Source organism: Nocardiopsis sp. NPDC006938 (assembly GCF_042869555.1).
GTDB lineage: Bacteria > Actinomycetota > Actinomycetes > Streptosporangiales > Streptosporangiaceae > Nocardiopsis.
The window spans coordinates 484,223-496,728 of record NZ_JBIAGA010000001.1 but is presented as its reverse complement, the minus strand read 5'-3'; the positions used below and the strand labels follow the sequence as shown (position 1 = coordinate 496,728).

At 71.5% G+C, this 12,506-nt stretch carries 10 protein-coding genes and 1 tRNA gene; 5 read left to right on the top strand and 6 right to left on the bottom strand.

Annotated features, from left to right (window positions below):
* The first annotated feature begins 168 nt into the window (after positions 1–168).
* Positions 169–585 (top strand): NUDIX domain-containing protein, encoded by a 417-nt coding sequence (locus ACFYL4_RS02185; protein WP_387515757.1) that lies wholly within the window; start codon positions 169–171, stop codon positions 583–585.
* Between the two features lie 690 nt (positions 586–1,275).
* Entirely contained in the window at positions 1,276–1,815 is a 540-nt protein-coding gene (locus ACFYL4_RS02180) for a class IV adenylate cyclase (RefSeq protein ID WP_387515755.1), read from the top strand.
* A 298-nt stretch (positions 1,816–2,113) separates the two neighbouring features.
* Here the strand turns inward: ACFYL4_RS02180 and ACFYL4_RS02175 are convergent.
* From ACFYL4_RS02175 to ACFYL4_RS02150, 6 genes are all read right to left on the bottom strand, one after another.
* Positions 2,114–2,189, bottom strand: a tRNA-His gene (locus ACFYL4_RS02175).
* A 67-nt stretch (positions 2,190–2,256) separates the two neighbouring features.
* Positions 2,257–2,907: an oligoribonuclease gene (gene orn / locus ACFYL4_RS02170; RefSeq protein WP_387515753.1), complete on the bottom strand. Its 651-nt coding sequence runs from the start codon at positions 2,905–2,907 to the stop codon at positions 2,257–2,259.
* A 74-nt stretch (positions 2,908–2,981) separates the two neighbouring features.
* Positions 2,982–4,898, bottom strand: coding sequence for a hypothetical protein (locus tag ACFYL4_RS02165; protein ID WP_387515751.1), 1,917 nt, complete (start codon positions 4,896–4,898; stop codon positions 2,982–2,984).
* 107 nt (positions 4,899–5,005) lie between these two features.
* A complete protein-coding gene (locus tag ACFYL4_RS02160) occupies positions 5,006–5,623 on the bottom strand; it encodes a hypothetical protein (RefSeq protein WP_387515749.1) in 618 nt (205 codons plus the stop codon).
* Between the two features lie 156 nt (positions 5,624–5,779).
* Entirely contained in the window at positions 5,780–7,573 is a 1,794-nt protein-coding gene (locus ACFYL4_RS02155) for a substrate-binding and VWA domain-containing protein (RefSeq protein WP_387515747.1), read from the bottom strand.
* Between the two features lie 238 nt (positions 7,574–7,811).
* Entirely contained in the window at positions 7,812–9,545 is a 1,734-nt protein-coding gene (locus tag ACFYL4_RS02150) for a substrate-binding domain-containing protein (protein WP_387515745.1), read from the bottom strand.
* Between the two features lie 441 nt (positions 9,546–9,986).
* On the opposite strand from ACFYL4_RS02150, the gene ACFYL4_RS02145 reads away from it, so the two are divergent.
* From ACFYL4_RS02145 to ACFYL4_RS02135, 3 genes are all read left to right on the top strand, one after another.
* Complete coding sequence (locus ACFYL4_RS02145; RefSeq protein WP_357758792.1) at positions 9,987–10,574, top strand: hypothetical protein; 588 nt, start codon at positions 9,987–9,989, stop codon at positions 10,572–10,574.
* A 33-nt stretch (positions 10,575–10,607) separates the two neighbouring features.
* Positions 10,608–11,450: a TrmH family RNA methyltransferase gene (locus ACFYL4_RS02140; protein ID WP_387515743.1), complete on the top strand. Its 843-nt coding sequence runs from the start codon at positions 10,608–10,610 to the stop codon at positions 11,448–11,450.
* Between the two features lie 85 nt (positions 11,451–11,535).
* Positions 11,536–12,456, top strand: coding sequence for a 2-hydroxyacid dehydrogenase (locus ACFYL4_RS02135; RefSeq protein WP_387515741.1), 921 nt, complete (start codon positions 11,536–11,538; stop codon positions 12,454–12,456).
* Positions 12,457–12,506: the final 50 nt, after the last annotated feature.

Here is a 12,506-nt window from a genome sequence, read left to right as displayed (position 1 = left end):
GGCTGACATGCTTGTGCCCCGAGACTAATGCGAGTGGGGGAGCATGGGGACTGGGTGCCGAATCTCCAGCCGCTGCGGGCGCCTCCAGAGCTTGGGCGCGGTCGCTTCGGGGTGCACGGGCGTGCGCCCCTTCACCAAACCCCCTACGCCGTCGAAAGCGAGCCCCCTGTGTCCGACGCCGCCTATGCACCGCGCACGTTCCCCGTCTCAGTCAAAGGCGTCGTCGTCCGTGACGGGCGGGTACTGCTGTTGCGCAACGAGCGTGACGAGTGGGAGCTCCCCGGCGGAAAGATCGAACTGGGAGAGACCCCGGAGGAGTGCTTGGCCCGGGAGATCGAGGAGGAGACGGGCTGGCCGGTCACGGTGGCGCAGATCCTCGATGCGTGGATCTACCACATCACCCAGGTCGACAAGCACGTCCTCATCGTCACCTACGGCTGTCATGTGGACTCGGACGCCCCGGTCGTGGTCTCCAGCGAGCACAAGGAAGCCGGGCTGTTCACCAAGGACGAGGTACCCGGTCTGAAGATGCCGGAGGGGTACAAGAGGTCGGTTCTCTCCTGGTTCGCCCAGCCGGACACGTGACCGCTTCGACCTCCACCCGCTGGCTGTGGCTGCTACCCGAGGCACGTCGAGCCCTGGAGACCCGGGAGCTCGCGGTGATCCTGCGTTGCTATCGCAAGTTCGCGGGACTCTCCCAGGTGGCGATGGGTGAGCTTCTCGGATACGACCCCTCCTATATTTCCCTGCTGGAGCGGCGCCAGCGCACCAGCAATGACCGGCAGGGGTTGTCGCACATCAGCCGGGTCCTGGGCGTTCCGCCGCACGCCCTGGGAATCACCAGCGACGAGGATGCGGACTTCCTCGCCGCACTGCAGTTCGGGGAGTCGACGGTACGGCTCGCCGAGATCGCCAGGCAGGCGGGACGCGCGGCAGAGGCGGTCGAGGAGCTGTGGCCGTCGGTGGTGCGGCTGGAGGCACGCCTGAGTGAGGGACGGGTCGACTACGGGACGGCCTCTCTGTTGGCACGGGCGCGGGCAACGCTCGGCACGTCGCTGGGGCACGTCCTGCCAGAGGAGCAGTTGTACCTGGCCGCGCGATGGACGGGCGGTGCCATGCGGCTCGCTCGGTACCTGGATGAGGGTGACTTCCTCGGGCACGTGCTGCGTATGCACGGCAGCGAGCTGAGGAAGGCGGGCCGGTCGGGAGCCGCTATCGCGCGTCTGGCTGATGCAGTGTCGCAGATGGATTCAGAGGAACACGAGAGAAGGCGCCATGAGCGTGATCGAATACGAGGCCAAGGTCTTGGACATCGCCCCCGAACAGGTCGCCCGGCTCATCTTCGACAAGGGCGGTGCCGACCTGGGCGAGGTACTCCAAAGGCGCTACGTGTACGACATCGAGCCCGGGGACACGTCGCGGTGGGTGCGGCTGCGCGACACCGGGAGCCGGGTCACGCTCACGGTGAAGGAGATCGACTCCGACGCCATCGGCGGCACCCGGGAGACCGAGACGGAGGTCGGCGACTTCGAGACCGCCAACGCGTTGTTGGGCAAGCTCGGTTACACGCCCAAGGCCTACCAGGAGAACCGGCGGCACAGCTTCACGTTGGACGGGGCCCAGTTGGAGATCGACTCCTGGCCGCGAATCCCCGCGTATCCGGAGATTGAAGCAGTAAGCCGCGCCGAGGTGGTGCGGGTGGCCGCCCTGCTCGGATTCGACGAGTCGTCTTTGACAGGTGAGAACACCACCAAGGTCTACGACCGCTACGGCATCGACCTGTCCGGCATCGCGGATCTGCGCTTTGAAGCCTGAGGAGGGTTGATCGCTGCCACGGCACCGTGGGCGCGCTCGGCGATCTCGTGCAGCCAGGCGCGACGGTCGGTTCCGGTGAGTTCCTTCCTGGGGCGTTCAGTCATCCGCGGCGTTGCAGGATTTCGTCGAGGGCTCGGCGCAGCCACGGCTGCGGCACGGCCGTGCACCCCCGGCCGTATCGGTGAGTGACGGGATGTGTGGTGCACACTCACCGGCCTGGGGCGTGGGTCCCGTGCACCCCGGCAACGCAAAAGCCCCTGACCACTTTGCGTTTCCGCTGGTCAGGGGCTTAAGCCTCTGGGGTGAGTGACGGGACTTGAACCCGCGACTTCTTGGACCACAACCAAGTGCTCTACCGGCTGAGCTACACCCACCACGTCCGCCTGGCCTCGCGGCCCTGCGTACGTATGAAATCTTAGCGGACTCCGGGGAGTGCTTCGATCAGTTTTGCGGGGACGGGTCGTGGAGAGCCGCGTCACGTGCGACCAGACCGGTGCCGTCCGCCACGACCTCCGCCGCGATGGCGCGGGCGGTGGCCGAGCTCGGTCCGGGTTCGGGCACGAAGGCCGCGGCGCGGAAGTACCGCAGCTCACGGATGCTCTCGGTGATGTCGGCGAGGGCGCGGTGGCCGCCGTTCTTCTCCGGGCTCGCGTAGTAGACGCGCGGGTACCAGCGGCGCAGGAGCTCCTTGATGGAGGAGACGTCCACCATCCGGTAGTGCAGAAAGTCGTCGATGCGGCGCATGTCCCGGGCGAGGAAGGTCCGGTCGGTGGCGATCGAGTTGCCGCACAGGGGGGCCTTGCGGGGCTCGGTCACGTACTGGCGGATGTGCTCCAGGACGCGGTCCTCGGCCTCCTGGAGCGTCACGCCCTTGTCGAGTTCGTCGAGGAGCCCCGACGTGGTGTGCATGTTCCGGACGAAGTCGCCCATCCGGTCCAGAGCCTCCTGCGGGGGCTTGATCACGACGTCCACACCCTCGTCGAGGATGTTCAGCTCGCCGTCGGTGATCAGACAGGCCACCTCGATCAGGGCGTCGTTCTCGAAGTCGAGGCCGGTCATCTCGCAGTCGATCCACACCAAACTGTCATTCATACCGGTCAGCTTAGGGCTTGTGGACGCCGACGGGGGCGGTGGGTCGTCGACCCGCCGCCCCCGGTCGCGGTGCGCTAGTCCCAGACGAACGGGTCGGACCCGCCCTGGGGCATGCCCACGCCGAAGATGTCGTACATCCAGTCCCACACGTCCCAGAACTGGAGGTAGGCCATGACCAGGACGACGAGGAAGAGCAGCACGAAGAAGAAGCAGCCGCAACCGCAGCCGCCCTTCTTCTTGGGCGGCTTGGGCGGGGCGGGCGGTGGGCCGTACGGGTTGTTGGGCGGCCCGCCGTAGGGGGCGCCGCCCCTGGGGCCGCCGGGGGGCGGGCCCCACTGGCCGCCGGGTGGGGGTCCGGCCGGACCCCCCATGGGCCCGTGCGGTCCGTGGCCCGCGGTGGGCGGACCGAACCGCTGCGGCGGTGGTCCCTGCGGAGGCAGGCCGTGGGGCGGCATCGGGGGCCGGTTCACGCCCGGCGGCGGCGGATAGCCCCCGGGGGCGTACTGCTGCTGGTGCGGCGGGAAGCCGGGCTGGGGGCCGGAGGGCGGTTGGTTCGGCGCGTACTGCTGCGGGCGCTGCGGTCCGGTCGGTGGACGCTGACCGGGGAAGGCACCCGGCTGCGGGCCGGACGGGGGTTGGGCGGGACCGCCGAACCCGGGCTGGGGCCCGGAAGGCGGCTGGGGCTGTCCCGGGGCCTGGTGCGGCCCCGAAGGCGGCTGGGGCTGTCCCGGGGTCGGGGGCTGGCCGGCGCCCTGCGGCTGCCCCGGGTTCTGCGGGGTCCAGCCCACCGGCGGGACACCAGCGGACTGGGGTCCCTCGATCGGGGGGACCGCGCCCGGAGGTACCGCGCCGGGGGGTACCGCGCCGGGGGGAGTGACGGGAGCGTTGCGGGCGGCCTCCTCGGCGCGCCTGCGCTCCTCCTCCGCCCGCTGCTGGGCCTCCTCGGCCTGCTTCTTGGCCTCGGCCTCGCGGAGGACCCGCTCCTCCTCGCGTTTCTTGGCGGCCTCCTCCTCGGCGTGGCGGCGCTGTTCCTTGCGCTCCTCGGAGAGGTCGGCCCAGCCCTCCTTCAGGTTGCCGAGGAAACCCTTGAACTTGCCGCCCTTGCGGTCGTCCTCGTCGCCGCCCCCGCCCGAGAACATCGGGTCGTTGGGGTCGAAGACGGCGGTTCCGCCGGGGGCCGGACCGCCCGGGGCCGCCCCGCCGGGCGTGAACACGGCCGTGCTCGGGGTGTCCCCGACAGTGTTGGGGTCGAACACGGCCGTGCTCGGGGTGTCCCCGATCGTGTTGGGGTCGAAGACGGCGGTGCGGGGGGTCTCGCTGACGGACGTGGGGTCGAAGACGGCGGTGCGGGGGGTGTCACCGATGTCGTCGCCGGTCAGGTTGGCGGTGGGCACCTCGTCGTCGGTGAGGTCCACCGTGGGCGGTTCGTCCTGGGCGCCGGGCAGGTCGGAGGGGCTGACACGCATCGTGGCGCCGACGTCGCCCATGTCGGCGGTCGGCTCGTCGTCGGCGGTGTGCGCGGCGGGGGCCTGCTGGGCCCAGGAGGGGTCGATGCGCATGGTGCTGGGCTCGTCGCCGACCGGGGTGGGGGAGGGGTGCGACGGCGACTGCCGGGGTGAGACGTCCTGGCCCCATGCGGGGTTGATCCGGACGGTGCTGGGCTCTTCGTCAGAGGGGGTGGTCGGGGCCTGGGGGGCGGGGTCGGGGGTGCGCCGGGCCCAGGAGGGGTCGATGCGCATGGTGCTCGGATCGTCGTCGATCGGAGCCGGGGTCGTCGTCCCCAGCCGGACCGTTCCCTCCTCGTTGTCGGGGGAGGGGTCCCCGTCCTGGCCCAGGTAGGTGGTGGCTTCCTCGTCGGCGCTGTCGGCGCCGCCCTGGAGCTCGCTCAGCGAACGGGTATGCCTCGTCCACTCGTCACCGTTCCACCATCTGAGCGTCTGCGCGTCGCCCTGCGGGTCGGCGTACCAACCCGGCTCGATAGATCCACCCATGGGCGACAGACTAAGGGGTTTTGGAGCTGTACTTAACCAGTGGTATCCGATTCTCCACAGTGGTGGGCCTTTGCTCCGTTTGGTGTTGCGTGTGCGTGCCCGAGCGGTTACCGAAGGTGTCCGCCGGGGCCTGGGGCGTGGGTGGACGCTCCTCGTCGGGAGCCCAGCAGGTGTTCGGGGTCCACCCGTCCCGGTGCGGTCGAGGTGGAGCCCGGCACCTGGTCGTGGCCGAAGTGGCCTCCCCTGGACCACGCGCGGGCACGCTCCGCCGTGCCGGGCCGGTGCGCGCGCTCCCGCCCGGGAGGGCCGGCGGGCCATGTACGGGGGACGCCCCACGATCCCAGCCAGTCCAGGATCGGCTCCAGCCCGGCCAGCGGGCCGTCGGTGAACGGCTCGTGCTCCGGGGACACCACCGCGACCACGAGGCAGACGCGACCCTCGTCGCCGTGGTCCAGTTCCCGGCCGGACCAGGGGGTGCTCCCCAGGGGGAGGCCGCTGCGGCGGGTGGCGGCCAGGGCCTGGGCGATCGCACCGGTCCGCGGGTTCCACACCAGGTGCGCGGCCCCGCCCTCACGGACCAGTCGGAGCGCCTCCTCGCGCGCCGACCACGTCTCCGGGTCGGTTCCGGTCACCGTCCAGACGGCGCGTGGAACGCCGACTCCCGGCGCGGTCCGCACGGTCGCCCCGGCGATCCTCTCGGCTCCGGCCATCCACGCTCTCGCCATGGAACCCCCTCCGGCCCTGCGGCCCGTCGGTCCGGGGCGGGGCGCCGGGGCCCGTGTCCGGACCCTTCCCGTGGTACGCGACCGGGGTGGAGAAGTCCAGGGTCGGGAGCCGGGGGACAGGGTCATGTCACCTCCTGTTCCGGAACGGCGGCCCCGCTACCCCTCGTCCGCGTCCTCCGCGTCCTCAGCGCCGTCGGCACTCTCCTCGTCTCCGACGATCCTCAAGGAGAAGGCCTGGAGGAAGATGTCGCCGATCTCGGTCGGGTCCTCGGTCATGTACGCCGCGCCGCCGGTCGCGGCGGCGATTCGCTGGAGCGGCTCCAGGTTCTGGACGTCCGGCCCGAAGGCGATGGTGATGATCGGGATGGGCCGTGAGGGGCTGGCCATGGATTCGAGCTGGGACATCAGCTCGTCGAGTTCCATGCCGCCGGGGTTGTCGTTGTCGCCGTCCGTGAGCATGAGGATCACGTTGGTGCGGTCGGGGCGGTAGGTGCGTGACATCTCCTGGTAGGCGGCCAGGTAGGTCTCGTACAGCGCGGTGTCGCCCTCGGGGAGCGGCTGCATGCTCTGGAGGGCGGCGCCGAGCACGTCCCGGTGTTCCTCCCCGGTGTCGCCGGTGGCCTGGAGCTCGCGGATCGGGGCGACCTCCTGGTAGTGGAGGGCGTTGTTGACGTTGGTGGAGAACTTCCACAGGCCCAGTTCGGAGCTGTCGGAGAACATCTGTAGGCCCTCGGCGGAGGCCGCGCCCGCCACCTGCATGCGGGTCAGCCCGGTGCCGGGCACCTCGGCCAGCATGGACCCCGAAACGTCGACGATGGTCAGCACCCGCGAGTCCATCTTCAGCTGGTTCCAGAACCGGGTGAGCTCTCTGACGGAGCCGTCGGAGGGGGCGGGCAGCTCGGTGGGGACGTCCGCGCCGAAGCCGGCGTCCGCGGTCAGCACGCCGTCGTCGAGTTCGCCCTCGGGGCCCCGGAACCCCTCGCCGAGGAACAGGTCCACGGCCGCGTCGGAGCGCACCGCCGCCCGGAACTCCTCGGCGGCGCGGGTGATCTCGCTGTCATCGCTGCGCACGATGTACGGGTAGTCGAGGAAGTAGGTGCCGTCGTCGAGGTAGTTGGGCTGAGCCACGGCGTCGGCGTGGTCGGTGTTGTAGCGCCACACCGCCTGTTCGGACATGACCATGACGGGCGGGGCCTCGGAGCTGCCGCCGCTCAGGGCCAGGAAGGCCGAGTCCTCGTCGGCGGAGGCGCCCCGGTGCAGGGCTTGGAGCGCGGCGGTCATGTGCGCGTTGAAGGTGTCGGCGTCGGGGCTGGCCTCCTCCAGGGCGCCGTTGAGCAGGTAGAGGGTGGCCAGGCCGCTGGAACTGCGGGTCGGGTCGACCACGCGGACGACCCGTTCGGCCTCGTCGCCGGGTGCGGTGGTGGGGACCACGTCCGCCCAGGTGGTGCCGTCCTGGTCGTCGGCGAACTCGGACAGCTCGGCCACGACCAGGGGGGTGCGGGCCACGGAGGTGCCGGTCTCGGTGATCACGGCGTCTCCGGCCTGCCCCTGGACCAGGCGGGGCCACAGGGAGGAGTCCGGAATCCACACGTGGGAGTCGGTGTCGCCGGTGGTGGCGCCGGCACCGGTGATCTGGAAGGCGACGTTGGCCGAGTCGGCCTCGCGTACGTCGGCGCGCACACAACGTTGGTCGACGGTGTGCTCCTCGGCGTTGAAGTCGTCGGCGAGCTCGCTCAGGGCGGGGGCCAGCTCCGGGCTGACGGCGACGACCAGGTCGATGTCGGAGCCACCGCACCCGTCGCCCCGCCCGAACGCGTACACGCCCGCCACGGCGAGTCCGACCACGATGACCATCGCGGCGGCGAGGGCGGCGACGGCGCCGCCGCGCCCCTTGCGGCGCCTGCTCCGGTCCGAGGGTCCTTCTGCGTACTTTCCGCGGTGACGTCCCACAGCTTTCCTCACGAGGTGGTGTACGGACGGGTGTCGTACAGGGGGATGGGGTCGTTCGGGGGTGACGGGCACCCGTTGACGGGGTCAAGGGTGGTCCGTGCGCGGCGACCGGCGTCCCGCCGCCTGGCCTTGCGTGTGTTGCCTGGGGGAACGTTACTGAACGTCCGTGTTCGGGTGAAGGGGCAGGTCCGGGGCTTTCGTCCTGTTTGGTGGCCCGAGCCGGGCTCGGGCGGCTGCATCAGTTGTCGCAGTCGGGGACGCACAGCCGCCGGGAGATCGAGCTCAGGAAGATGTCGCCGATCTCGTCCGGGTCCTCGGTCACGAACGACGATCCGCTGGTCGCACGCGCGATCTGCGCCAGCTCCGGGCCGTCCGCCTGCTGCCCGAAGGCGATGACGAACATCGTGACCGGGCGCTGGGGGTCGAACCGGTCCTGCAACGCCGCGACCAGCTCCTGGTGGGTGAGGTCGCTGGACCCCTCGTCCTGTCCGGCGGTCAACAGGATGACGCTGTTGATCTTGTCCTCGTGGTAGTTGGCCTGGACCTCGTCGTAGGCGGCCAGGATGTTGTCGTAGAGACGGGAGCCGCCGCCCTCGACCTCCAGCTCCTGGGCCACCCGCACCATCTCCTGGCGCCGGGTCACGTCGCCGTCGTCGGCGGCGCCCAGGGGGTGCAGGTCCGCCGACTCCTCGCGCCCGTCGTCGCCGAAGCCCTCCGACATCAGCCACAGGCCCATGTCGGTCTCGTCGGGGAACAGGCCGAGCCCCATCAGGGCCGCCTGCTTGGCGACCTCGATGCGCCGGGGTCCGCCGTTCAGGTCGTCGTCCATGTTCTGTGACGCGTCGGCCAGTACCAGGGTCCGGGACGGCATGGAGAGCCGGTTCCAGTCGGTGACCGAGGCCAGCAGGGCGTCGCCGGTCAGGGGGTCCCCGGCGGGCGGCGGCTCGGCGATGACGCCGGTCCGGTCGGCCAGGGGCGGGGCGGCCTCGCCGTTGGGGTCGCGAAAGCCCAGTTCGCGCAGGCGCTCCCGGTACTCGGTGCCGCGTACGACCTCGTAGAGGTCGGTGGCGGCCGACCGCAGCGCGGTGTCCTCGGCCACGGTGACGTAGGGGTAGTCCAGGTTGACCGTCCCGTCGGCGACGTAGTGCGCGCGCAGGGCCGGGGCCGAGTCCGCGCGGCGGTCGTTGTAGGCCACCACGGCCTGCTCGGGAACGGCGATCACCGGGTCCACGCGGTCGTTCGAGGCCGCGGAGCCGGTGAAGACGTTGGTCAGGTCGATCTCGCCGAACGCGCTGTCCAGTTGGACGTCGCGCACGAAGTCGGTCATGGCGGTGTCGGCGTCGTCCCCGGAGCCCAGGTGCTCGCGGATCGCGCGCATGACCGTCATACCGTCGGCGCCCCGGTTGGGGTCGACCATCACCACGGGCCGGTCCGGGTCGCGCGCGTCGGGCAGCAGCATGGTCCAGCTGGCGTCGTCCTGGTCCGGCATGCCCTCGGTGCCGGGGGGAGCGGCGAGCACGACCGGTGAACTGGCCAGGGAGGGCGGATCGGTCTCGATGCCGCGCGCCCCGCCGTCGGAGACGCGGGCCAGTTCGACCCAGGCGGAGGACTCGGGGACCCACACGTGCGGGGCGATGGTGGAGTCCGCGGGCTGTCCGCCGGTCAGCGCGGCCATGATCCGGTGCGGCGCGATCTCGTCGACCTGCGCGAACACGCACTGTCCGCCGTAGTTCGGCCGGTCCGCGTTGAACTCCGTCGCCGCGGCGCGCATCACCGGGGCGACGCTCTGGGTGGTCGAGACGCGGAGGTAGCGGGTCTCGCCGCAGCCCAGGGCGTTGAGGGTGACCGGTACGGCGATCGCCGCGACGGCGATGAGCGCGACGACGATCGCGGTCACTCCCAGCGGTGACGTCACCGCCCGGCGGGTGCGGGCGGCGGTCTGTGAGGGGTGGCGGTGGCGTCCACTGGACACGGGAACTCCGGGGGTGTGGGCTCCGGTCCCGGGCCGGGGAGCGGCCGGGAACCGGTCTTCGGGGGCGGTCGCGGGGGTCGGCGCCCGGCGCGCGGCGGATCGGTGAGAACCATCGTGGGGCGGAGGGCGTCACACCCCGTGGATGTGATCAACCGACCGGTCGGACACGAACGATTCCTCACCAGGACCTTACTCGTTGGTAACGCGAGAGCGGAAGGGGAGGGGTGGTCTGGCTCACAGGGCCCGCACGCGGGGTGGTCCGGTGCGGTCGGTGATCGCTTTGTTACGGCGCCCGACGGGTGCCGGTGTTCACTCCGGGCTACCATTGCCCCGGTATTCGCTTGACCGATACTTGGCGTCCGCTTGCCCGGACGCCCCGAGAACGGGGCGTCGCGCGTGGCGTTCGCCCCCCGTGACCAATCGACCCCCGAGGGTTATGGCATGTCCCATTCGCACAGTGACCGTCGAAGCCGAGGCAGTGTCGGTACCGTGCTGCTCGCCGGAGCCTGCTGTGCCGGCGCGGTGGCCTACGCCGTGTTGGTGGCGCCCTCGATGCTGCCGCCGCAGGACGTCGAGACGACGAACGTCAGCACCCCCGAGGTGCTCGGAAGCGTCATCGAACCCGAGGAGGAGTCGACCGACCTCGACGGCCCGGTCGGGCACCTGCGCATCAACGTCAGCGACCGGGGCCTGGCCTGGGTGCAGACGCTGAACTGCACCGGGAACCTGGCCGAGGACCCCGAGCCCTGCGCCGTCATGGCCGAGGCCGCGGCCGAGCTCGCCGGAGACCCCACCGCCACCGAGCCCGCCGGCGCCGACGACGAGGGCGCCCCCACGGCCTCCGGGGACCAGCTGTTCACCGAGGTCCGCGAGGGCACCGTCTGCACCGACAAGGTGTACGGCCCCCAGGAGGCGGCGATCGAGGGCACCTGGGACGGCGAGGAGATCGACACCACACTCTCCCGTAAGGGCTCGTGTGAGGAGGCCCGCTGGCAGCGCCTGCGCGCCGTCACGGAACAGATCGGCTGAGCCACCCCGCGCCGCACGGGATAATCGCTGACCATGGATGCCATCAGGGTCAGTGACCCCGCCGACCCGCGTCTGGCCGACTACACCCGGTTGCGTGACGTCAACCTGCGCCGCCACCTGGAGACCGAGCACGGCCTGTTCATGGCCGAGGGCGACAAGGTGATCCGGCGCGCCGCCGACGCCGGGTTCGTTCCCCGCAGCTTCCTGCTCACCGAGCGGCGGGCCCGCGCACTGGACGACGTGGTCGCCTCCTCCGAGGCTCCGCTGTACGTCGTGAGCGAGGAGACCGCCGAACGCCTGGTCGGCTTCGACCTGCACCGGGGCGCGCTCGCCGCGTTCCACCGCAAACCGCTGCCCTCGCTCGACGACGTCCTCACCGGGGCGCGCGCCATCGTGGTGCTGGAAGACCTGGTGGACCACACCAACGTCGGCGCGATCTTCCGCAGCGCCGCCGGTCTGGGAGTGGACGCCGTGGTGCTGGCGCCGCGCTGCGCCGACCCCCTGTACCGCAGGTCCGTGAAGGTGTCGATGGGCGCCGTCCTCACCCTCCCCTACACCCGGCTCGACGACTGGTACGGCGGCCTGGACACCCTGCGCGGGGCCGGGTTCGACCTGATGGCGCTCACCCCCGGCGAGGGGTCGCTGCCGTTGCGGGAGGCCATGGACGCCCTGGCGCCCGACGCCCGCGTGGGGCTGCTGCTGGGCACCGAGGGCGACGGCCTGTCCGCACGATGGCTGGAGCGGGCCACCTCCCGCGTGCACATCCCCATGGCCGACCGCGACGTCGACTCCCTCAACGTCACCGCGGCCGCCGCCGTCGCCTGTTACGAGCTGTCGCGCATCGGTGCCGTGCCCGCCCGCGACCACCGGGTCTGAGGAGGGCGGACCGGTCCGTGTCACCCGACCACCGAGCCCCTAGGGTGTCGGGTGACACGGACCGAGCCGAAGGAGGGCGCGCGACATGGGCGGCCGAGTACTGGTGCAGTGGGAGCAGAACAGGGACAACGCGCCCCGATCTCTCCACGTCGACCTCTACACCGGGGGACCGGCCCCCGACAGGGGGCTGGAGGACGTCACGTTCTACCAGGTGCCCTACGCGCCCTCCACGCAGGGCGTGGACGAGCGGCTGGACATCATCGCGAGGATGCCCGAGCTCCGGGTGGTGCAGCTGGTCTCCGCCGGGTACGAGCAGGTCCTCGACCTGCTGCCCGACCACGTGACCCTGTGCAACGGGCGCGGGCTGCACGACGCCAGCACCGCCGAGCACACGCTCGCGCTCATCCTCGCCTCGCAGCGCGACCTGCCCCGGTGGGCCGTCGACCAGCGCGAACACCGCTGGGGCTCGGTCCCGCAGCGCTCCCTGGCCGACTCGCGCGTGGTGATCGTCGGCTACGGCAGCATCGGGCGGGCCGTCGAGCGCCGTCTGCTGCCCTTCGAGACCGAGGTCGTGCGGGTGGCCAGCCGGGCCCGCCCGGAGGAGGACGTCCACGGGGTGGACGAACTGCCCGCCCTGCTGCCGGAGGCCGACGTGGTGGTGCTGGTCACCCCGCTCACGGAACGGACGCGCGGCCTGTTCGGCGCGGACGAGTTCGCGCTGCTCCGTGACGACGCCCTGGTGGTGAACGTCGGCCGGGGAGCGGTGATGGACACCGCCGCCCTGATCGCCCAGAACGGTCGGGTGCGCGCGGCCCTGGACGTCACCGACCCCGAGCCGCTGCCGGTGGACCACCCGCTGTGGGACGCGCCCGGCGTGTACCTGACTCCCCACGTGGCCGGGGGGTCGGCGGCGTTCTACCCGCGTGCCCGCGCCTTCGTGGACGCCCAGCTGGAGCGCTGGGCCGCGGGTGAACCCCTGGCCAACGTGGTGCGCCCCGGGAGCTGAGACTGCGGCGTCGGCGCCCGTGCGCCGGATGCCGATTGTCGGTGCCGGGG